This window comes from Halomonas sp. 328 (assembly GCF_015645095.1).
In the GTDB taxonomy this organism is placed as follows: Bacteria; Pseudomonadota; Gammaproteobacteria; order Pseudomonadales; family Halomonadaceae; genus Bisbaumannia.
This window is the reverse complement of sequence record NZ_JADOTW010000025.1, coordinates 15,629-37,641: the sequence shown is the minus strand read 5'-3', so window position 1 is coordinate 37,641 and position 22,013 is coordinate 15,629. Positions and strand designations below refer to the sequence as shown.

The window sequence follows — 22,013 nt, the reverse complement described above, 5'->3', positions numbered from 1 at the left end:
TGATTTCCCTTGGGGGTGGAGGGGCCCCGGCCCGATGCCGGGGCCGAGTCGCATCAGACGATCATTACGACCGACTTCTGCTCGGTGTAATGCTCGATCAGCGAGTCGCTGAGCTCGCGGCCGATCCCCGACTGCTTGAAGCCGCCGAAGGGCATGCAGGCGTCCAGCAGGTTATGGCCGTTGACCCAGACGCTGCCGGCCTCGATCTCCGGAACCAGGCGATTGACCGCGGCGAGGTCGTTGGACCAGATGCTGGCGGCCAGGCCGTAGGGGGAGTCATTGGCGAGTGCCACCAGCTCGTCGAGTTCGCGGAAGGCCTGCACCACCACCACCGGGCCGAAGATCTCCTCCTGCACGCAGCGACTCGCCTGGGCCAGGCCGGTGATTACCGTGGGCTCGACGAAGTAGCCGCTATCGCTGCCCTTGCCGCCACCGGTGACGATGGTGCCGCCGTCGCGGCGGGCCTGGTCGATGTACTCCAGGACCCGGTGCTGCTGCTTGGCGGAGACCAGTGGCCCCAGGGTAGAGGTGGGCTCCCAGCCCGGCGCCAGGGTCAGGCCCTTGGCCTGGTCGGCGAGCCGGGCGACGAAGGCGTCGTGGATCGACTCATGGACATAGATGCGCGAGCCGGCGGTGCACACCTGGCCCTGGTTGAAGAAGATCGCCTGGGCGGCGCCGGCGGCGGCGGCCTCGAGATCGGCGTCGGCCAGCACCATCACCGGCGACTTGCCACCCAGCTCCAGGGTGGTGCGGGTCATGTTCTCCATGGCGGCGTGGCCGATCAGCTTGCCCACCGGGGTGGAGCCGGTGAAGGCCACCTTGTTGATGCCCGGATGGCCGGCCAGGGCTGCCCCGGCGGTGTGCCCCAGGCCGGTGACCACATTGAGGGTACCGGCGGGCAGGCCCACCTGCTCGGCCAGCTCGGCCAGCAGCAGGGCGGTGAGCGGGGTGTCCTCGGCGGGCTTGAGCACGATGGTGCAGCCGGCGGCTAGCGCCGGGGCCACCTTCCATACCGCCATCAGCAGCGGGAAGTTCCAGGGGATGATGGCCCCCACCACGCCGATGGGCTCGCGGCGGGTGTAGGCGACGATCTGCTTGTCGTCGGGGACGAAGGGCATCGAGGGAGTCATGCTGCGTCCCTCGATCTTGGTGGCCCAGCCGGCGGTGTAGCGGATGAAGTCGATGGCCAGGGCCACGTCCATGTGCCGCGAGAAGGTCACCGGCTTGCCGTTATCCAGGGTCTCGAGCAGGGCGAAGTCGTCGGCGCGAGCCTCCAGGGCATCGGCGAGATCCAGCAGCAGCTTCTCGCGTTGTGACGGGCGCGACCGGCGCCAGCTGCGGAAGGCCTCCCGGGCGGCGTTGACCGCGGCGTCGATATCGGCGGCGTCCCCGGCGGGGACCCGGCTGATCACCTCGGCGGTGGCGGGGTTGTAGACGTCCAGGGTCTGGCCATCGGCGGCGGGGCGCCACTGGCCGCCGATAAAGTGGGCGTGGCGCTTGTCCAGCCAGGATTGAATGGCGGCGGTGGGCTGCGTCATGGTTGTGCTCCTGTGGGGCTGATTTATGATTGTTGGCAGACCGTTCGAGGCGCCAAGGGTGCCTGATACTCGAATAGCAAGTCCCATGCCAGCTTTGGGATTTACAATAATCATAAAGAAAACAGTGGGTTGAGGCGTCGCCTCGGAGAGGGCTTCCGGGTGTCGCGTCGCCGGACACGACGGCTGTCGCATCCTGGGACACCGCGACCCACCGGGAGAGACCTATGCCGACCAAGGCCGCCCTGCGGACTTCCGATGTGATGCGCCAGGCCCATGCCCAGTTGCGCCGTGGCGAGCTACCGGTGGATCTGCTCGATGCCACCATCGGCCGCTCCTGGCAGCGCTGCCTGGAGCATGGCCTGGGCCCCGGCACCCTGCCCGAGCTGCCCCGGCTCAGTGGTGGCGAGCTGCGTGACCGGCGTGAGGCGAACCGACGCCTGATCGCCCTGGCCGACCCGCTGGTCAGGCGGGTCGCCGATGATCTGCGCGGCTGCCAGCTGCTGCTGGCCGGCCCCGATGCCACCGTGCTCAAGAGTTACGGCAAGCGCTTCGTGATCAATGATCACTTCTGCATCACCCCGGGCATCAACCTGGACGAGCGCTGGTTCGGTACCAATGCCCCGGCCCTGGCGGTGATCGAGCGGGCCCCGGTGCTGGTCAAGTCCAGCGAGCATCTGCTGTTTCCCGATAACCCGGTTTCCTGCGTGGCCGCGCCGCTGTTCGATGTGGGCGGTGACTGCCTGGGGCTGATCGACCTCACCTTCGCCGCCGATCATCCCCGTCCGGAGATCTTCCTGCGCCGAGTGCAGCAGCTCACCGGGGCCTTGGAGCAACAGCTGTTTCGTGATCATTACCAGCAGCGTTGGGTGCTCCAGGTACACGCCTCCCTGGCCGAGTTGGACGGCGTGGCCTGCGGCCTGGTGGCAATCAACGACGCCGGCTTGATCCTGGCGGTGGATCCCCAGGCCGCCCAGTGGCTGGGCCGTGAGGCCGCCACCCTGATCGGCCAGTCGATCGAGGCGCTGCTGGGCAGCGCCTGGAGCGAGATTCGTCGCCAGTGCGAGGGGCGCTCGGCGCTACTGGGCCTGGACCTGGCCGGTGGCCAGCTGGTGGGGCGCCTCAATCCCCCGGAGGCTTGGCAGCCGGCGACCCTGGAGGGCGAGGCGGGGGCGAGCGTCTCGGTCGTGGTGCCGGCGAGCCCGCCCTCGGTTCGCGGAGCGGATCTGGAGGCCCTGGTGGCGGCCTGGCCGGAGCCCCTGGCCCGGGAGGCGCGGCGGGCATCCCGGGCCCTGAAGGCGGGCTTACCGGTGCTGCTGCAGGGCGAGACCGGTACCGGCAAGGAGCAGCTGGCCCGGGCCCTGCATGCCAGCCTCGATGGCTCGCACGACAAGAGCGTCCCCTTCGTGGCGTTGAATTGCGCGGCCCTGCCCGAGAGCCTGATCGAGGCGGAGCTGTTCGGCTATGGCGAGGGGGCCTTTACCGGCGCCCGCAAGGGCGGCTATGGCGGGCGCCTGGTGCAGGCCAACGGCGGCACCCTGCTGCTCGACGAGATCGGTGATATGCCCTTGGCCCTGCAGGCGCGGCTGCTGCGGGTGCTCCAGGAGCGGGTGGTGACGCCGCTGGGCGATCACCGCGAGGTGTCCATCGACTGCCGGGTGATCGCCGCCAGTCACCGGGATCTGGAGGCGCGGGTCGAGGCCGGGGAGTTCCGCGAGGACCTCTTCTACCGCCTGGCCGGGGTGGTGGTGGAGCTGCCGACGCTCAGCGAGCAGCCGTCGCTGGCGGAGACGATTCGCCGGCGCTGGGCGGCCCTGTGCCGGCGCCATCATCGCGAGCTGGCCCTCGACGAGGCGCTCTGCGGGCGCCTGGCCGCCTACGACTGGCCGGGCAACTGGCGGGAGCTGGAACACTGCCTCGAGGTGGCCCTGGTGGGCGCCGAACCGGAGCTTACGACCCTGACCCTGACGGCGCTCTCGCCGCGCTGGCAACGCAAGCTGGCGGGCGACTTGTCGCTCGGCCGGCCAAGCCTGGCCGCACAGGCGGCAGAGAGTGATACCCAGGCCCTACGGGATCTCGAGCAGGCGCATATGCGGCGTACCCTCGAGGCCCACGACGGCAACGTCACCGCCGCCGCCCGGGCCCTGGGGGTCAGTCGCTCGACCCTCTATCGGCGCCTGGGGCACTAAGCGCCTCGGCCTCCGGGGCCGCGTCCGCCTCGTCCTCGATCCAGCCCCGCTCCCGGTAATAGCGCAGCGCCCCCTCGTGGAGCGGGGCGCTGAGCCCCTCGTGGATCATCGTCTCCGGGCTCAGGTCGGCGTAGGCGGGATGGAAGGCCTTGAACGTCTCCAGGTTGTCGAAGAGGGTGGCCACCAGTGAATAGATCAGCGCCTCGTCCACCTCTGCGGAGGTGACCAGGGTGGCGCGGACGCCGAAGGTCTCCACCGCCGGCTGGTCATCGCCATAGAGCCCCGCGGGAATGGTGGCCCGGCTCAGGTAGGGAGTGCCGGCCACCAGGCGCTCCACCGGCTCGCCGACGACCGCCACCAGGATGGCATCGCAGAGCCGCACCGCCTGGGCGATGGAGGGGTTGGGATGGCCCACCGTATAGACCATGGCCTCGATATTGCCGTGGCAGAGCTCCAGGGACTGCTGGTCGGCGGGCAGCTCATTGGCGGGGCGGAAGTCCCTGAGGTTCCAGCCCCAGGCCTCGAGGAGGTTCATCATGGTGCCGCGCTGGCCCGAGCCGGGGTTGCCCACGTTGACCGAGCGCCCGCGCAGGTCGGCGAAGCCGGTGATGCCGCTGTCGCGGCGCGCCACCAGGGTGAAGGGTTCGCCGTGCAGCGCTGCGATGGCGCGCAGCTTGGGGTCGGGGCCCACCGTGGCGAAGCCGGCGCTACCGGTCAGCGCAGCGTGCTGCAGGTCCGATTGGGCCAGGGCTACCGGTACCTCGCCGTCGCGCAGGGCGGCGAGGTTGGCGGCGGAGCCACCGCTGGTGCGGGCCTCGCAGGGGATATCCACCAGGCTGCACAGGGCGCGGCCGGTGATATGGTAGACCCCGGCCGGGCTCGCCGTGGCGATCACCAACGCCTCGGCCAGGGCGGGGCCGCTGATCAGCATGGCCACCAGGCATAAGCTCCGGCCGAGCCGGGTCAGGGCGTGGCGCGAGACCATCCGTTGGCGGGGCATAAGGCATCTCCTTCAGCGGGGGCTGGCTCCTTATCACTCTTCTAGCAGCATAGCCTTACCCCTTAGAGGATGCCGGCCTCCAACCCGGCGGCGAGAGTGAGGCCCAGCTCCTCGACCCGCTCGACGAAGGCTTCCTGCCAGTCGCCGCGCAGGATCAGCGGCGCCTGGAACCAGCGCCAGCGCAGGCCGGTGACGATGCCCTCCACCGCTCGCCGGGTGCCGGTGCCGTCGTGGCCGGCGCGCACATAGAGGGCGCAGGGCAGCCCCTGTGTCTCCTCCAGCACCGGGTAGTAGCTGCGATCGAAGAAGTCCTTCAGGGCCCCGCTCATATAGCCCAGGTTCTCGGTGGTGCCGAGCAGGATGGCGTCGCAGGCGCGGATATCCTCGGGCCCCGCCTCCAGCGGCGCCTTGACCACCACCTCCACGTTCTCCACGTCCGGGTGGCGCGCGCCGCGCTCGGCGGCTTCGCGCAGCCTCAGGGTATTGGGGGAGGGCGCATGGGCGATGATCAGCAGGCGCTTGGGCATGGGGGCTCCTTGGCGATGGGGCGCACAAGCCAGGTTGGCGTGAAGGAAGCGCTCGCCTCGCGCGTCTTCATTCCTCCTGCCGGCAGGCCATCAAATAGTGCGCAGGCAGAGGTCACTGGTGCTGGCATTCTTCTCCGCATGGTCGCTCCCCTATCGATTACATTAATTGTAGGTTATTCAGTTATTTCTGCTACCAGAAGAGGATGCGCGATGCCGTGTCGGGTATCGGTGTGAGACCATCGTCTAGTTGTTGATCAGGTGGCCATTCTGCCTATAGTTCATGGTGAACAAATACAAATGTTTGAAACAAGTGATTGTCCCTCTCTGCCTGCCAGTATCGTAGGAAACCGAGCATTGATATGCCGGGGGCAGGGGGATAGCCAGCCACAACAAGGAGGTCTCGCGTCATGGCCATGTTCGATTACAAGAACTACAGCACGGAAGAGTCCGTCGAGCTCATGCTGACGACACATCAGCTTGCCACCTATGCGAATATGTCCGGAATATTCGGGCTGCCCAGCCGGGAAGTTACCCAATTCGTGGCCGATATGCTGCCCGACGGCATCTATGCCAATCGCATCGATACCGAGCTGCCGTCCGGATGGCGAGAGTTGACGCCGGCCGAGTTGGGACTGCCGGACAGCGCCGTGGACTTCTCCGGTCACTACATCATCGAAAGCCCCTTGACGGGGACGCTGGCGACCGGCCCCCAGGCGAAGCTGCTCGGTGAGTTCGATGCCGAGGGCGCGGTGTCCCGACTGGCCATCTCCTTCACGGGAACGAACTCGCCGGTCGATATCGTCGACTACCTCCAGATCAACGAAGGGACCATCGCGCCCTATATGGAGCCGCTGCTCCAGGCGGTACGCGACTTCTCGCAAGCCCATGGCCTGTCGGGAAGCGATACGCTGGTGACGGGGTATAGCCTGGGCGGTGGCATGACCAATATCATGGCGCGTTTTCGGGAAGGGTTGGCCGATGGTTTCTTCGAGGAGGCGGTCTATATCGGCCATGCCTCGCCGTTGATCTATAACGATCCCTCGGTCGTCCTGAACTTTGGCTACGAGAATGATGCGGTACATCGCGTGGCTGGTGATGCCGAGGCGTTTCGTGAGGCGCTGGACAATGCGGGCGACTTCCTGACTAACCCCAATACCTCCTATGCGGCGAGTATCGATAACGTCGTCCTGTTCAACGACGCCTATGCGTTGCCGAATATGCCGCTCCCCGCCTACTCGTTCCTGAACCTTCCCGTCAGCTGGTATGCGCATATTGATGGCGTCTTCACCGATGCCATCGAGCGTATTGCCGACTCGGCGTTCTATGAGTACATGCATCGCGACAGTGTCGTGGTGGTCTCCAATCTCACCGCGCTGTCGCGCTCGACCACCTGGGTGGAAGACAAGGCGACGGCCACGTCGAATCACCATGGGGCGCCGGCCTTCCTGATCGGTACCGAGCACAATGACCTGATTCGTGGCGGGCAGGGCAGCGACTATATCTATGCCGGTGGGGGGGATGACCTGATCTGGCTGTCCGGCGGGGCCGACCGTGTCGATGGGGGTTCCGGCGTCAATACGCTTCGGCTCCAGGGAGCGGCAGACAACTGGGAGGCCTATCGGCTGTCGGATGGCACCCTGTTCCTCGACTCGAGGCAGGGGCTTGGCATGAAACAGGTCGAGAACATCGACTATATCGAGTTCGCCGGCCACACCCTCATTGACGGTGTCTCGCTCGTCAATCATCGATACGCCGTCGGCGATGACGGCCTGGTGGACAAGAGTTTCAAGCTGCTCGGCTTCCTCAATCGCGACATCGAGTACCGGGAGCATGTCGAAGGCACCTCGGGGAGCGAGACCCTGAGTGGCGAGGCGGTATTCGGCGGCGTCGGTAACGATAAGCTGATCGCCGTCGACAGCGGCAGCCTGCTGCATGGTGGCGACGGCGACGACCTGCTGATCGGTGGCCTGGGAGACGATCACCTCTATGGTGGCGAGGGCGACGATACGCTGGTGGTGCGCGGCGGGAATGATGTCCTCTATGGCGGCATCGGCGATGATCGCTTCGTCTTCGAGGAGGAGTATCGGGGCTCGGCCACCATCAAGGACTTCCATCACCATGCCGGCGATCGGGACTGGCTGGTCTTTATGGGCGAGCTGTTCGCGGACCGGGACGACATGCTGGCGAGTGCCAACCAGGTCGGTGACGATGTCGTCATCGCCCGGGGCGACCTCAACATCGTCATCGAGCGGACGGGCATCGATACGGTGAGCGAATACAGCTTGTTCGGGGCCTGATGGCCGGGGTCATGGGGGACTACCCGACGAAGGCCATGGCATCCCGGGGGGCCGGCAAGCCGCAGGCCATGGAGCTTTCCCAGGCCCTGGCGGCTTGCCGGGGGGCCTTCGTCTCGGTGGGCCTGTTCAGCCTGTTCGTCAACCTGCTGATGCTGGTGCCGCCGCTGTACATGCTGCAGGTCTACGACCGCGTGCTCGCGACCCAGAGCGTCGACACCCTGCTGATGCTGACCCTGGTGGTGGTGTTCCTGTTCCTGGTCATGGGCGGCCTGGAACTGGTGCGTTCCCGCATGCTGGTGCGCGTGGGCAACCGGATCGATGCCCGGCTGCATCGGCGTCTCTATGAGGCCATGTTCCGGCGTAGCCTGCTTACCCAGGGGCAGCAGACGGCCCAGCCATTGAGCGATCTCACCAACCTGCGACAGTTTCTGACAGGCAGTGGGCTCTTCGCCTTCTTCGATGCCCCCTGGGTACCGATCTATCTCGGCGTGATGTTCCTGCTCCACCCCTGGCTGGGGCTCTTCGCCACGGGGGCCGGTACCGTCCTGCTGCTGTTGGCCATCGCCAACGAAAAGGCGACTCAAGGACTGCTGGCCGACGCCAATGCCGAGCATATTCAGTCCCAGGAGCTGGCCAATGCCAACCTGCGCAATGCCGAGGTGCTCCATGCGATGGGGATGTTGCCGGGGATCCTGGGGCGTTGGGCGGCTCGGCACCATGAGTTCCTGGTCAAGCAGTCGCGGGCCAGTGACAGGTCGGGCGCGCTGGTCAACGCCTCGAAGACGCTGCGCCTGTTGTTCCAGTCCCTGGTGCTGGGCCTCGGTGCCTATCTGGTGCTGCGAGGGGAGATGACGCCGGGCATGATGATCGCGGGGTCCATCATCATGGGGCGGGCATTGTCGCCGGTCGACCAGATGATCGGCAGTTGGAAGGCCTTCGTCGGGACGCGTGGAAGCCATGAGCGACTCTCCGAGTTGCTGACGCAGGTGGCGGCGGAGCGGCCGCGGATGTCGTTGCCGGTGCCGGAAGGACGGTTGACCGTGGAGGCCGTGTCGGCGGCACCGCCGGGCTCCCGCCTGGCCACGCTGCGTGGCATCCAGTTCCAGGTGGCGAAGGGGGAGCACATCGGCATTATCGGCCCCAGCGCGGCGGGCAAGTCCACCCTGGCGCGGGTCTTGCTGGGGATCTGGCCGGCCCTGCTCGGCAAGGTGCGGCTGGATGGCGCCGATATCGCCCAATGGCAACGCGATGAGCTGGGCCCTCATGTGGGGTATCTGCCCCAGGACATCGAACTGTTCGATGGCACCGTGAGCGAGAATATCGCCCGCTTCGGCGCGGTGGATCCGGCACGGGTGGTCGCCGCCGCGCGCAAGGCGGGGGTGCACGAGATGATCCTGCAGCTCCCCGAGGGGTATGACACCCCCATCGCCGCGAGCGGCGGTAGCCTCTCGGGAGGACAGCGTCAGCGCCTGGGCTTGGCGCGGGCCCTGTACGGCGAACCGGTGCTGGTCGTGCTCGACGAGCCCAATGCCAATCTCGATAGCGCCGGTGAGGACGCCCTGGTACGGGCCATCGCCCATCTCAAGGACGCAGGAGTCACGCTGTTCGTGATCAGCCATCGTGAAGGCGTGCTGCGCAGCATGGACAAGCTGCTGGGGCTGCGCGAGGGACAGATCAGCCTCTTCGGTCCTCGCGACCAGGTGCTGGCCAGGCTTGCCCGGGGAGAGACGCAAGGGTCTCGGGCCGTCCCGGCCGCCGAGGCTCAGTGGCGGATGCCGGGGAGCGGCAAGCCGGGTACCAAGGTGCGAGAGGAGTAGGAATGATGACCACGACGCGGGAGATGCCGCCGCTTGGTCGCGACCGGGCCGGAGACGATCTGCCCACCTGCGACCGGAGCTATCGGCGCCTGGGATGGGGCATCCTGCTGGTGGCCTTCGGTGGGTTCGTTGCCTGGGCGCTGAGCGCTTCACTGGCGGTGGCTGTGGTCGCGCCCGGCACCGTTTCCATGGCGTCCTTCACGCGCACCGTGCAGCACCTGGAGGGGGGCACCGTCCGCGAGATCCTGGTGGCCGATGGGGATCGCGTCGAGGCTGGCCAGCCCTTGGTCGTCCTCAATGCCACCCAGCCCCGCTCGCAGTTGCAGATCGCCCGTACCCAGTATCTGCTTGGCCGGGCCATGGAGACGCGGCTGCTGGCCGAGCAGCGAGGCGCCGCACTCCTGACATTCCCGGATGAACTCCTGCACAGCGAGCCGGAGCGGGTACAGGACATGCTGGCCGTGCAGCAGGGGCTCTTCCTGGCGCGCCGTCAAGCCTTCGACAGCACCCTCGAGGCGCTCGATGAGCAGGTGACGCAGATGAACGAGCAGATCGAGGGGTTCGAGGCGCTGATTCGGGTCAACGAATCACGCATCCGTTCTCTCTCCGGCGAGGCCGATGACTTCCGTGCGCTATTCCGGGAGGGCTTGGGAGACAACCAGCGTGTGCGGGAACTGGAGCGCCAAGTCCTGCAGTACCAGGGTGAGATCGCCCAGTACCGTGCCGACATCGCACGGCTGCGCTCGCAGATCAGCGAGAGTCGGATGCAGCGGGAGATCCATCGGCAGGAGCTCCAGAAGGAAGTCGGCGAGCAGTTGCGCGATGTCCAGGCGCGACTCGCCGAGGCCGAGGAGCAGATCGTGGCGTTGAGCGAGCGGGTCGCGCGAACCCGCGTCCTGGCGCCGGTCGCCGGTACCGTGGTCGACCGCCGGGTACACTCCCGCGGTGCGGTGGTGCAACCCGGCGGCGAGCTACTGGACATCGTGCCAGCCGGCGACGGCTATATCGTCGAGGTCCGGGTAGCGAACCGCGACATCGACAACATTCATCATGGCCAGCCCGCGAGCATTCGCTTCTCGGCCTTCAACCAGCGCCTGACCCGGGTGATCGCCGGCGAGGTGATCTTCGTCAGTGCCGACAGCTTCGAGGATGAGGCCACCGGGGGGCATTACTACCGGGTACGCGTACGCGTCACGGAAGCGGGTCAGCAGGACATGAGCGAGCAGATGGCGCTGCTCTCCGGCATGCCGGCGGAGGTCATGATCCGCACAGGCCAGCGCACCTTCGCGAGTTATCTCTTCAAGCCGATCACCGACATGCTGGCACGGGCCATCAGGGAGGAGTGAGCATGCCCCGGCTATTTTCGCCCTGGGGGCGCCTGGGTGCCCTGGGCCTGCTGGCCATGCTGCTGGCCGGCGGTGGAGCATTGCCGGCGGCCGGCGCGGCCTTCGCCCCGGCGGCGGAGCTGCCGTCATTGCCCCAGTTGGTTCAGCGGGCCATGCAGCACGACGCCGAGCTGTCGCGGCAACGCTATGAGTTGGAGGCCACTGGGCAGGAACTGCCCAAGGCGCGGGCGCAGCTCAACCCGCAAGTCAGTGCCGGTGCCGTTTACCTCCATCAGCATACGGACAACTACTTCACCGACCATCCCGACTATGACCCCGGCAATGATGTCGGAAACCCCGACAATGAGGCGCGCTTCCGGGGGCGGGCTCAGGACACCCAGTGGCAGGTGCGTCTGCAGCAGCCGCTGTTCAGTCTCGAGCGCTGGCGGGGCCTCGATCGTGCCGAGGCGCAACTCGGTGTCGCCGAACTGCAGTTGGCCCTGGGCGAGCGGGACCTGGCGCTGCGGGTCAGCGAGGCCTATCTCGAGGCCTACCTGGCGTCTCGCAGGCTGGGGTTGCTGGAGGCCCAGCGGGAAACCCTGACGTTACAGGGGCGGCAAGCGGAGCGTGCCTATGAGTTGGGTGTCGGGGATCGCATCACCCTGCTCGAGGCGCGCTCCCGCCTCGATCAGGCGATGGCCGATACCGTCCTGGCCGAGAATGCCCTCGATGATGCCCTCGGTGAACTCGAGCGCCTGACCGGCGAGCAGCCCGACTTCGACGCCGCGCGGCTGGGCAGTCTCCAGACGGCCCTGCTCGTCCCGGCCTGGGACGAGGAAGAGGAGTGGCTGGCGCGAGCCCCGGCCAATCTGAGGGTTCTGCTGGCACGGGAAGAGCAGCGGCTGGCGGAGGCGGAGGCGGAGGTGCGTCGTGGGGGGCACTATCCGGAACTTCACCTTCAGCTCAGCCATGCCGATCGGCACTCCAATGACCCCTTCCGTGACAGCCGCGACACCCAGTTCAGCCTGCATCTCGAGGTCCCCATCTACCGCGGTGGCTTCACCAGCGCCCATGTGCGCCAGGGCGAGCTGCAGGCGCAGGCGAGACGCCAGTCGGTGACTCATGAACTCGAACAGGCCGCCCAGGGGGTACGCCGGCACCTGCGCGCGCTCGGGGGGGGGCGGCGTCAACTGGAGGCCCTGCAGCGCTCCATCGAGTCCGGTGAGCTGTTTCTCCAGGCCGCCGAGCACGGCGAGCGCCTGGGCCTGCGTGACCTGGTCGATGTGCTCGATGCCCGTGCCCGGCTCCATGAACAGCGTATCCGCTTCGTCGAGACCGCCGGGAGCAGTCTGCTCGATTGGCTGGGGCTGCGCGCCGCGGTCGGGGAGTTGGAAAGCGCCGACCTGGAGCGGGTCATGACCCTGCTGATTCAACTGTCCGAGCCGGCACCCTGAAGCTTCAAACATGGGAGGTACCGGGATCGCTCCGGGCGACTGGCCTGCGCTTGCCTCCCTGGCTGGTCCGGCATCGGGGCACGGCGCCGTGGAGGGTGCGTCGAGTGGCTGCACTTGGTCTGATATCCCGGAACATGCAAGGATAAAGCGGCCAGCCCAACCCGCGACAACCACAAGGAGGTGCCAGCCCATGCCTTTTCTCGACCTGGAGGTCAGAACCGCCCGCATCGTGCACGGCTTCGACGAGGCCAACCGAGAGATCGTCGAATGCCCGGAAGAAACGGACTTTACCCGTAAACTGATCGCCGTCTCCCGCATCCAGTCGATCAGCGAGCAGTACCTGCTGGTGACTGGCTCCCATGGACGGGTGATGTACTGGGAGTATCGCGGCAGCTTGGATGAGGTCGAGGCCCGCCTGGCCACGGCCGGCCTGACGCTGGAGTGAACGACTCGGCCCATAGGAGGGAAATATGCAAGGAAGCTGTCTATGTGGTGGGGTGCGCTACGCCATCGAGGCGCTGAGCACGGCCCCGCAGATCTGCCACTGCCAGACCTGCCGCAAGGCCCATGCTGCTCCCGCGGTGGTCACGGCGGGGGTAGCCCGCTCGGCGTTTCGCTGGCTCCAGGGCGAGGCGCTACTCAGCCGCTACGAATCCAGCCCCGGGAAGTGGCGCCACTTCTGCTCGCGCTGCGGCTGCCACCTGATCGCCGAGCGGGAAGGGCAGGCGCATCTCATCCTGCGCCTGGCCACCCTGGACGAGGACCCCGGCGTGATGCCCGAGGCGCATATCTGGACCAGCCACGACCAGCCCTGGCTGAGCGGCGAGGGCCTGCCACGTCATCCACAGTGGCCGCCCGGTCGTTAAGCATTGAGGAGAGCCTATCGAGACCTGGCCTTGCCTCTGTAGGAGCTCGGCTTTGCCGAGCGATCGGATCCGATAGGCGCCTGGTTGCCGTGCCAAATTCACAAGAGCCTTATTTTCCCAGCCACGGTGCCCCATAGGCGAAGTTGCCGCTTACCCGCGTGAAAGTCGGCCAATTCCGGTTATGCAGGATCTTCCCGCTATGACTAAGATGGAAAGCAATATTCGATTAGTCGATGGGGCGAGGAGGTAGCATGATGGCAGGGAGCTGGTTGGCGAAGCCGCCGAGTGGGGCGGCGGCTATCGATCCAAGGCGGCCGTGTCGGCAAAGGCAGCAAGCACGTTCATTGGGGGGATGTGGCATGCACGATGATCGGTGTTATGTAGCCGAGTTATACTTAATGTTGCGATATTTCAGTGCCTTATGGGCTCTGCGTGCACGCGGCATAAAATTCTTGAACGCGCGTGCTCGTTAAAGTCAATAAACGAGCGCGCTGTCTAATACCTGTTAAGCCTAATCTGGAGACCTTGTGCCAAAGTATAGAAGCATCTTTGACGCTCCCCCTGAGGTAATAAGCCGTTATTACAGACGGAAGTGGACGCGGAAGTACTGGCCGCCAGTAGAAACCGCAACACGGCGTTACTCAAGGGTCACTTTGACCCTCCAGGAAAGGAAGAAGAATAAAGTTTTGAGGGCCACCCTTGAGACCTTCAAGCGAGAGGCTGCGCGGGCAAACAGCAACGGGAACGAGTGCATACAGACACTTATGAATATGGGGCTGTTTTACCTTTTGGCAGAGAACGATATCCAGGCCGTAAAAATAGATGCTCTTACTCACCCAGATGAATGGAAAAGGAAGCTGTCACTGAGGATGATTTTGCTCACCATTTACGAATGGGACATGGGAAAAGTGGCGGGAAAGGATCTCAAGAGCTTGCTATCTCGCTCTTCTGTGCCTCGTGAACTGCAGAATGAGTTATTTGAATCACTTAGAACGCTGAAGAAGGCGCAGCGTAGAGCCGCCAAAATACTCCATGAGCCAAGGAATTCTGTCATTGCTCATCGCGATGCCGATGCATTGGCTCAAGTAGAGACTATCGAGAGCTTGAATGCCAAGGAAGTATTCGGTGCGGCAGAGGACTTCTATGCGTCTTCGGACAGATTTATGCATGCATTCGCACAAGTACTGTTGCAGGCAGGCAGCTTCCAGGGCTTGGTTGCTTTTATGCTCAATAAAGAGAAGGCTTAACAATCGGCTGCACGGCGACCGATTTTCCGCCGCTTTGCGGCTCCAAACCGGCGCGTGAGCCGGGCGTTGGTCCGCACTACGCACTTGGAACCGTATATGAAGCTAATATTCTTTGACGAAGCCAAGAACAATGATGCCTACCCTCATTACCACATTGGGGGCGTTTGCATTGATGAGGAGCATTTGCGTTCGATCGAAGAGAAAATTAGCGCGGTTGCAGAAAATTCATTTGGGAACGCGGATCTAGTACGCGGGACCGAACTGCACGCAGCGGAGATATATCATCGAAAGAATCATTTCAAGAGCTGGAAAGACGTTGGGGCTCGAATTGCCCTGATTGATGAGATGATGCAAATTCTTTCGGCTCCAGAGGTGATGCTGATTGATGTTCAGATTAATGCTGGAAAGTTGTGGGATACACAATCTCCGGAAGAAGTTGCTTTCATGTTTTTCTGCGAACGCTCAAATGATCTATGCAGGGCTCATGGTAGTGTGGGGATGCTAATCGGTGATCGGGAGAGTGACAGGGTTGCAGAAAAGTACGCCACCAGCTTGTCTGGATACCGAGCAACTGGCACCAACTTTGAGTATGGTCGAAATATCGAAAATCTTGTCGACTCGGTCCATTTTACGCATTCACACCTCAGCCGATTCCTGCAACTCGCCGACATTTACACCTGGTTGCTTCAGTTTATTAACCGCAATGGCAAGTCAATCAATGATAGGCATCAAGCGATTCTGAAAATATTAACGCGACCAGACATTGATCTAGGTCCATCTAAGTACAAAGAGTGGCCACGGTGAAGGTGCGGTCCAACAAGTAGTTGCAGTTCGTTCCGGCCCTTAGGGGCCTCCACCGGACAGCCTTGTCGCCGCTTCGCTCTGACAAGGCTGCCGCTGAACAATGGCGTTACAGGGCTAAATCATGACCACGGAGCTTCAAAAAACACTAGCCTTAGACCAAGAGCTTTTTAATGCGGTGAGGCTTATCAAAGCAGGTCTTGGGCAGCTTCAGGTGCTCAATGCTGGCAATGACTTCTATCATCTACCGCTATTAACTTTGGCAAGTGGCTTCGAGCGGTTCATGAAGGTTACGTTATGCTTCCGCTGGCTTGAGGTGCATGGCAGTTTTCCGACCAGCAAAGCCTTTCCATCCGGGCGAAACGGACATGACCTCAAATGTCTGCTCGAGAGAATTCGTACTGAATGCTTTTTAGTTGATTACGTAGATAATATCCCTGTAGCAAAGGCAGACGTCGAATACCTAAATTCAAAGGAGCTTCTGTCATTTATTTCTGTGCTTAGCGACTTTGGGCAAGCGGCGCGGTATTACAATTTGGATGTGGTCGTTGGCCGGAATGTGCAAACGGAGGATCCGGACGCTGCGTGGCAACGGCTAGAGACTGAGATACTTTTGGCTCGCAAAGACCTAATGGATGAAATTACAAATAACCCTGCAAGCAATCGAGTCCATATAGAAATTAATAATGAAGTTGTTTCTCGACTTGAAAGGTTTGCGAGAGCGCTCGCTAGGCTTTATACAATAGGAAAAATTGGAGTAGAGGCAAGGAGATACCTAGGCTATATTGGCTATTTTCTTCATCTTTCAGATTCTGACCTTGGAACAAAGAAATATGAGCTATCGGGCAGCGCCCTGTAACAATCGCAGGCACAGCGACGGCTTTTTCGTTCCGGCTGCGCCTCCACTACAAAGCCGCACGTGCTGCGGGCGTTGGGCAGCCAATAGCGATGACGTGTGAAGGAGGATAGACATCATGAGCGAAACAACCCCTGATGTGGAGGCCCTAAAGGCTAAACTCAAGAAAACATGGAATTCCGGTGACTACGGAACTGTCGCCAAGTATCTGGAGTCAAGTGCCGAGGAATTCCTTGCCCGGATTCCGATCGACTCCGCCGAACGCGTACTCGATGTCGCCTGTGGTTCGGGACAGGCAGCAATACCGCTGGCCAAGTCCGGTGCCGAGGTGACGGGTGTCGATATAGCGCCGCAGTCGCTCCAACAGGCGCGCGTCCGCGCGAAGGCTGAGGGGCTGGATATTCAGTTCGACGAAGGCGACGCGGAAGTGCTTCCCTACGAAGATGCTTCCTTTGATCTGGTGATCAGCCTCATCGGTGCCATGTTTGCACCCCGGCCTGAACGTGTGGCACAGGAACTGGTTCGAGTCTGTCGCCCCGGTGGACGAATTGTCATGGCCAACTGGACTCTCGAGGGTTTTATAGGCCTTTTCCTGAAGATGGTCGGTAAACACGTGCCGCCACCGCCCATGCCCTCCCCGTTGCTGTGGGGGGATGAAACCACCGTGCGCGAGCGCCTGTCTGAAGGTATAGCGGATCTGCAAACGATAAAACGTATCTATCCATTCCGTTATCCCTTCCCTCCATCTGAGGTGGTTGAGCACTACCGCGAGTATTACGGACCTGTAACGCGCGCCTTTTCTGCGCTGGATGCGGCCGGACAGAAGGCCTTGTCCGACGATCTGGAGAAGCTCTGGACAGAACACAATCTCGCCACGGATGGTACGACATACGTCGAGGCGGAAATCCTTGAGGTTGTGGCAGTCCGGGGGTGATCTCCGGAACAAGCGCTTGCGCAACCCGGCAACTCGCCGTTATGAGCCTGGGTAAGGAACTATGAACGAGGTCGAACAACACTACACCCACGGTCAACTGGAACAATGCATCCTGAGGGCTTTGGAAAGAGCGGGCAAGGATTCTGAGAACCTCAGTCTGGATGACCTGGCACCGATAGATGAGTTCCATATCCGCGGTCGCGCGGCAACGAGAGAGTTGGCGCAGGCAATCAGTTTGGACAGGGGTATGGATGTGCTCGATATCGGTTGTGGCCTGGGTGGTCCTTCGCGGCATCTCGCCGCGGAGTACGGTTGTCGCTTTGTGGGACTGGATCTGACAGAGGAGTACTGCCGCGTTGCGGAAGCGTTGACAGCCCGCCTTGGTCTTCAGGGCCTTGTCTCCTTTCGAAGAGGAGACGCCCTGAAGTTGCCGTATGAACATTCAAGTTTTGATGTCGTCTGGACACAGCACGCGTCCATGAATATTGGTGACAAGGTTCAATTGTATGGGGAGATGTATCGCACCTTGAAGCCCGGAGGCCATTTGGCCATTTACGATATTCTGGCCGGGTCCGGGGCTGAACTTTATTTTCCGGTCCCATGGGCACGTGAGCCTTCCATTAGCTTTCTGCCCACTGCCGACGAATTGCACGGGCTCTTGCGCGACACCGGGTTTGACATCATTTCATGGCAAGACACGACGGTGCTGGGACTCTCGTGGTTTGCAACGATGGCGGAGCGTATCCGGCGGGAAGGCAGGCTGGCCCTTGGCTACCATATTCTCTTGGGCGGCGATTTCCCGGTGATGGCCCGGAATCAGATGCGAAATCTTGACGAAGGTCGAATCGTGCTGATGCAGGTCGTGGCGCGGCGACCGGCCCAGTAATTGGTGCCCAACAAGGCGCTGCACCGGACTGCTCAACCACTGCGCGGTTTCGCAGCCGTTGAGCTTCGTCGTTAGGCCCTGTGTGTCAACCTCGGAGGAATGAATGGAGATAAAAAGCATTGCGGGGTTCGCTTCGATAACCAAAGATCCAGAGGCAAGTGCCTCTCTGTATCAAGATGCGTTAGGGCTGCCGCTGGAGAAGATGGACGATTATCGTTTCATGGATAAATTCCCTGGGGCGCACCATTTTGGGGTATGGCCTCTTTCAATGGCAGCCCAGTCTTGCTTTGGGCAGGACAAATGGCCAGAGAATATTCCTGAGCCCACAGCCACGATTGAGTTTGAGCTCGCGGATGCTAGTGCTGTCGAGGCGGCAGTGCGAGAAATGAAAGAAAATGGACAGGAGTTTATCCACGAAGCTCGAACTGAACCGTGGGGCCAGACAGTCGCGAGGTTCATGAGCCCTGAGGGAGTATTGGTCGGTCTGAGCTATGCGCCGTGGCTTCATGAGTGAACGCCTAACCATAGCGTCAACGCGGACCGGCTTTTCCGCTGACACTCCAAAGCCGTCCGGTTACGCTGGGCGTTATATGAGCATATTCTGAGCGTCCGCTTTTGGCCGAAAGCAGCCTCACCTGAAAGGCTGATGGAGAAATCATTCCATGAAAATTATCCTTCTCGGTAACGCCGGGTCAGGGAAAAGTACCCTCGCGAAGCGGCTGCTCGACAGGCAGCCGGCGGCTCGATTGTCGTTGGACCGGGTGGCGTTTCGAGAGGGGGTGGAGCGGCGGCCGCTGGCGGAGAGCGTGGCGGAGGTGCGCCACTTTATCGATGCCCATGCCCACTGGATTATCGAGGGGTGCTACGCGGATATCATCGAGCCGATCCTGCCGGCCTGTGAGGAGTTGATCTTCCTCAATCCCGGCGTAGAGGCCTGTGTGGCGCACTGTCGGTCGCGGCCCTGGGAACCGGAGAAGTTCGCGACCCGCGAGGCGCAGGATGCTCATCTGGAGGCCCTGATTGCTTGGGTCCGCGCCTACGAGACCCGCGATGATGACTATGGGCTACGCCGTCACCGGGCGCTGTTCGATGGCTTTCCGGGTAGGAAAATGGAGCTTGATGATCCGAGCAAGTATGCATCGATGCTGGGGATGGAGTAACTGACGATAGTCTCCAAATACCGGCAGGGACTCGCTCGGCAAGGCCAAATTACCACGGCCATCGGGTGGCTCCTTCGCCTATCCGATGAAAAGCAAAGCGCCCGCGCTGCCAATGGCAGCGCGGGCGTTTTCTGTCGGGTCGGCCGGGTTACTTGCCCAGGGCCTCCAGCAGCAGCTTGGCCACCGGCTCGGAGGAGGGCGGGTTCTGGCCGGTGATCAACTGGCCGTCGCGGCGGGTGTAGGGGACGAAGTCGTCGGCCTTGGAGTAGCGGCCGCCGCCGGCGATCAGGGCGTCTTCGACCAGGTGGGGCACCACCTCGGTGAGGCCCACGGCGGCTTCCTCGCCATTGGTGAAGCCGGTGACCTGACGGCCCTGGATGATCGGCCGGCCATCGGCGTCGCGGGCGTGGATCAGCACGATGGGGGCGTGGCACACCGCGGCCACCGGCTTGTGCTGGGACCAGAAGGCCTCGATCAGGCGGATGGAGTCGGCATCGTCCACCAGGTCCCAGAGCGGGCCATGGCCGCCGGGATAGAAGACGGCGTCGAAGTCGTCGGCGTTGACTTCGGCGAGGCGGTGGGTGTTGGCCAGCAGCTGCTTGGCGGTCTCGTCCTGCTGGAAGCGGCGAGTCGCTTCGGTCTGGCTCTCCTCGGCGTCGCTCTTGGGGTCCAGCGGCGGCTGGTCGCCCTTGGGCGAGGCCAGCACCACCTCGGCGCCGGCGTCCAGGCAGGCGTAGTAGGGCGCCGCCAGCTCCTCCAGCCAGAAGCCGGTGGGTTCCCCGGTATCGCCGAGGCGGTCGTGGGAGGTCAGCACCATCAGAATGCGTGCGCTCATGGCAATCTCCTTGGCCAGTGCGTGAATGGGATGGCCACCATCCTAGCCGGGCGGCTAGTATTCGAGAATTGATGATTCTCGATAGGAGATATTCGCTCGATGAATATCGCGGGCAAGGACCTCAACCTGCTGCTGCTCTTCCATGTGCTCTATCAGGAGCGCAGCGTCTCGGCGGCGGCCGGGCGCATGGCGCTGAGCCAGCCGGCCCTGAGCCACAAGCTGGCCAAGCTGCGTCACGCCTTCGGCGACGAGCTCTTCGTGCGCGCGCCCCGGGGCCTGACGCCGACGCCTCGGGCCCACGAGCTGGCGCCCCGGGTGCAGCAACTGGTGGCTGGCATCGAGGGCTTCTTCGACTTCTGCGAGGGCAGCGACTACCTGGCCCGGGCCGACCGGGTGCACCTCTACACCACCGACTATATCGAGCAACTGCTGTTGCCGCGGCTGCTGCCGGTGGTGCGCCGCGAGGCGCCGCAGCTGCAGCTGGTCACCCATAACACCCGGGGCCGGCTGCCGCGGTCGGAGCTGGAGACCGGCGAGTGCGATATCGCCATCGCCGGCTTCTATGGCGACCTGCCGCGCAGCTATTACCAGCAGCGCATCCACCGGGAGGGCTTCGTGGTGCTGGCCGCTCGGGACCACCCCGAGATCGGCGAGCGCCTGACCCTGGAGGGCTACCTGGCCAGCGATCACCTGGTCACCACCCTCACCGGTGACCTGGACGGCCATGTGGACAAGCAATTGCGCGCCCTGGGTCGCCGGCGGCGGGTGGTGGCGGGGCTGTCGAGCTTCACCGTGCCGCCGCTGCTGGTGGCCCAGAGCGACCTGCTGCTGACCTGCCTGGAGAGCGTGGCTACCCAGGCGGTGGCGCGCTTCCCGGGGCTGGTGATCCACCCCTGCCCGCTAGCGCTGGACGGCGTATCGGTGATCCAGACCTGGCACCAGCGCACCCACGAGGATCGCCTGCGCCGCTGGCTGCGTGGCCGGATCCAGGCGCTGCTGGAGCCGTCGGTCGATCCCGAGACAAGCCTAAAGTCACCTTAATCCCGGCCGATAGTCCCTGGGCCCCAGAGTCGACAAGGACGCCCCGTGACTTCCCATCACAGCCTGCTGCATCTGGCCAGCCTGCTACGCCAGCGCCATGCCCGGCCGCCGGGCTTCAACCTCTTTACCACCCTGCGCGGCGGCAACGATGAGGTACGCCTGCACTCGCGCTTCCTCGCCGCCCTGTTGAATCCTCGTGCCCATGGCCTGGGGGCGGCGCCACTTAACGAGCTGCTCGAGCGCTGCGCGATTCGCGACTTCGCCTTGGAGGGCGTGCGGGTGGAGTGCGAGCGCTGGAACATCGATATCCTGGTGACCAATGCCCGGCGTCAGGCGCTGCTGATCGAGAACAAGATCCACGCCGACGACCAGCCGGAGCAACTGGTGCGCTACCACCGGCGCCTGCGGGAGGCGGGCTACCGGGAGATTCACGTGCGCTACCTGACCCTGGAGGGGCGCGATCCCCGGGAGGACAGCCTGGGCGAGCTGCGCGACCTGGAGGCGGGCAGCTACGGCGCCCTGGGCTACTACGCCGACCTGGTGCCCTGGCTGGAGTTCTGCCTGGGGCGCGCCGCCCTCGACCCGCCGCTGCGCGAGAGCCTCGCCCAGTATCGGCAACTGATCCTGCAACTGACCGGACACGACATGGACAACGCTCACCTGGAGACCCTGGCCGAGACCCTGCTGCAGGGCGACAACCTGCTCGGCGCCCACGACATTCGCCTGGCCTACGACGAGGCGTTGGCCCGCCTGCAGGCCCGGCTCTGGCGGGCCCTGAAGGCGCGTATCGCGGCGCAATACCCGGCCATGGCCGACTGCCTGAGCGACGACTCCTGGAGCGAGGCAGCGCTGGACGGCCTGTGCCGGGACTATGTGCAGCGCCGCCAGAACAGCAAGGGCTATGGCCTCTACTACCATATTCCCGGTTACGGGGAGGCGATCTGTGCCGGCTTCGAGATCGAGTACGCCATCTACCTGGGGATCTACTGCGAGGAGGAGAGCGAGCCCGAGCGCTATCGCGCCCTCTGCAAGCGTCTGGACGCGGCGGGCCATGGCGGCAGCCGCAACGCCTACTGGCCCAGCTTCGCCTTCCCTCCCGAATCACCGAACCTCAGGACGCCCAGTGCCGAGCAACTGGCGCAGCTCTCCGACCCGGATCGCTTCGCCGACCTGGTGGCGACCATGAGCGACGAACTGGCGCGGCTCTGGGAGGTCTGCCGTATCAAGTAGTCGTTGAGTCGAC

The 22,013-nt window shown here is 63.6% G+C and carries 20 protein-coding genes; 16 read left to right on the top strand and 4 right to left on the bottom strand.

The window, feature by feature from the left end; genetic code table 11:
* Positions 1–53: 53 nt before the first annotated feature.
* Positions 54–1,538 carry an aldehyde dehydrogenase family protein gene (locus IHD13_RS13480; RefSeq protein WP_195861555.1) on the bottom strand — a complete coding sequence of 495 codons (1,485 nt, stop codon included), beginning with the start codon at positions 1,536–1,538 and terminating at the stop codon, positions 54–56.
* 224 nt (positions 1,539–1,762) lie between these two features.
* Between IHD13_RS13480 and IHD13_RS13475 the strand changes: the two genes are divergently transcribed.
* Positions 1,763–3,724, top strand: coding sequence for a sigma-54-dependent Fis family transcriptional regulator (locus tag IHD13_RS13475; RefSeq protein ID WP_195861554.1), 1,962 nt, complete (start codon positions 1,763–1,765; stop codon positions 3,722–3,724).
* Here IHD13_RS13475 and IHD13_RS13470 read toward each other — a convergent pair.
* Both IHD13_RS13470 and IHD13_RS13465 read right to left on the bottom strand, forming a co-directional pair.
* Positions 3,687–4,724 (bottom strand): TAXI family TRAP transporter solute-binding subunit, encoded by a 1,038-nt coding sequence (locus IHD13_RS13470; protein ID WP_195861553.1) that lies wholly within the window; start codon positions 4,722–4,724, stop codon positions 3,687–3,689. The genes IHD13_RS13475 and IHD13_RS13470 overlap by 38 nt on opposite strands.
* Before the next feature lie 62 nt (positions 4,725–4,786).
* The gene (locus IHD13_RS13465; RefSeq protein ID WP_195861552.1) at positions 4,787–5,251 is read right to left on the bottom strand and encodes a flavodoxin family protein; all 465 of its coding nucleotides are present in this window, start codon (positions 5,249–5,251) and stop codon (positions 4,787–4,789) included.
* A 407-nt stretch (positions 5,252–5,658) separates the two neighbouring features.
* Here IHD13_RS13465 and IHD13_RS13460 point away from each other — a divergent pair, with 407 nt between their 5' ends.
* From IHD13_RS13460 to IHD13_RS13400, 13 genes are all read left to right on the top strand, one after another.
* Positions 5,659–7,548 carry a calcium-binding protein gene (locus IHD13_RS13460; protein WP_195861551.1) on the top strand — a complete coding sequence of 630 codons (1,890 nt, stop codon included), beginning with the start codon at positions 5,659–5,661 and terminating at the stop codon, positions 7,546–7,548.
* Positions 7,549–7,583: 35 nt separating this feature from the next.
* Positions 7,584–9,365 carry a type I secretion system permease/ATPase gene (locus tag IHD13_RS13455; RefSeq protein ID WP_230086308.1) on the top strand — a complete coding sequence of 594 codons (1,782 nt, stop codon included), beginning with the start codon at positions 7,584–7,586 and terminating at the stop codon, positions 9,363–9,365.
* A 2-nt stretch (positions 9,366–9,367) separates the two neighbouring features.
* Entirely contained in the window at positions 9,368–10,711 is a 1,344-nt protein-coding gene (locus IHD13_RS13450; RefSeq protein WP_230086307.1) for an HlyD family type I secretion periplasmic adaptor subunit, read from the top strand.
* 2 nt (positions 10,712–10,713) lie between these two features.
* Positions 10,714–12,144: a TolC family protein gene (locus IHD13_RS13445; RefSeq protein WP_195861550.1), complete on the top strand. Its 1,431-nt coding sequence runs from the start codon at positions 10,714–10,716 to the stop codon at positions 12,142–12,144.
* A gap of 190 nt (positions 12,145–12,334) precedes the next feature.
* Positions 12,335–12,589 (top strand): hypothetical protein, encoded by a 255-nt coding sequence (locus IHD13_RS13440; RefSeq protein WP_195861549.1) that lies wholly within the window; start codon positions 12,335–12,337, stop codon positions 12,587–12,589.
* A gap of 25 nt (positions 12,590–12,614) precedes the next feature.
* On the top strand, positions 12,615–13,010 hold the full coding sequence (locus tag IHD13_RS13435; protein ID WP_195861548.1) for a GFA family protein: 396 nt from the start codon (positions 12,615–12,617) through the stop codon (positions 13,008–13,010).
* 764 nt (positions 13,011–13,774) lie between these two features.
* Positions 13,775–14,257 carry a hypothetical protein gene (locus tag IHD13_RS13430; protein ID WP_195861547.1) on the top strand — a complete coding sequence of 161 codons (483 nt, stop codon included), beginning with the start codon at positions 13,775–13,777 and terminating at the stop codon, positions 14,255–14,257.
* A gap of 96 nt (positions 14,258–14,353) precedes the next feature.
* Positions 14,354–15,061, top strand: coding sequence for a DUF3800 domain-containing protein (locus tag IHD13_RS13425; RefSeq protein ID WP_195861546.1), 708 nt, complete (start codon positions 14,354–14,356; stop codon positions 15,059–15,061).
* Between the two features lie 121 nt (positions 15,062–15,182).
* Positions 15,183–15,917, top strand: a complete 735-nt coding sequence (locus IHD13_RS13420) for a hypothetical protein (protein WP_195861545.1) — start codon at positions 15,183–15,185, stop codon at positions 15,915–15,917.
* A 115-nt stretch (positions 15,918–16,032) separates the two neighbouring features.
* Positions 16,033–16,848, top strand: coding sequence for a class I SAM-dependent methyltransferase (locus IHD13_RS13415; protein ID WP_195861544.1), 816 nt, complete (start codon positions 16,033–16,035; stop codon positions 16,846–16,848).
* 61 nt (positions 16,849–16,909) lie between these two features.
* Positions 16,910–17,734, top strand: coding sequence for a class I SAM-dependent methyltransferase (locus IHD13_RS13410; RefSeq protein ID WP_195861543.1), 825 nt, complete (start codon positions 16,910–16,912; stop codon positions 17,732–17,734).
* Between the two features lie 103 nt (positions 17,735–17,837).
* Positions 17,838–18,248 carry a VOC family protein gene (locus tag IHD13_RS13405; protein ID WP_195861542.1) on the top strand — a complete coding sequence of 137 codons (411 nt, stop codon included), beginning with the start codon at positions 17,838–17,840 and terminating at the stop codon, positions 18,246–18,248.
* A gap of 148 nt (positions 18,249–18,396) precedes the next feature.
* Positions 18,397–18,894 (top strand): AAA family ATPase, encoded by a 498-nt coding sequence (locus IHD13_RS13400; protein WP_195861541.1) that lies wholly within the window; start codon positions 18,397–18,399, stop codon positions 18,892–18,894.
* Positions 18,895–19,042: 148 nt separating this feature from the next.
* Here IHD13_RS13400 and IHD13_RS13395 read toward each other — a convergent pair whose 3' ends face one another.
* A complete protein-coding gene (locus IHD13_RS13395) occupies positions 19,043–19,729 on the bottom strand; it encodes a type 1 glutamine amidotransferase domain-containing protein (protein WP_195861540.1) in 687 nt (228 codons plus the stop codon).
* A 99-nt stretch (positions 19,730–19,828) separates the two neighbouring features.
* Here IHD13_RS13395 and IHD13_RS13390 point away from each other — a divergent pair, with 99 nt between their 5' ends.
* Together IHD13_RS13390 and IHD13_RS13385 are read left to right on the top strand one after the other, a co-directional pair.
* On the top strand, positions 19,829–20,770 hold the full coding sequence (locus tag IHD13_RS13390) for a LysR family transcriptional regulator (RefSeq protein ID WP_195861539.1): 942 nt from the start codon (positions 19,829–19,831) through the stop codon (positions 20,768–20,770).
* Positions 20,771–20,815: 45 nt separating this feature from the next.
* Positions 20,816–22,000 (top strand): PDDEXK-like family protein, encoded by a 1,185-nt coding sequence (locus tag IHD13_RS13385; protein ID WP_195861538.1) that lies wholly within the window; start codon positions 20,816–20,818, stop codon positions 21,998–22,000.
* Positions 22,001–22,013 lie beyond the last annotated feature (13 nt).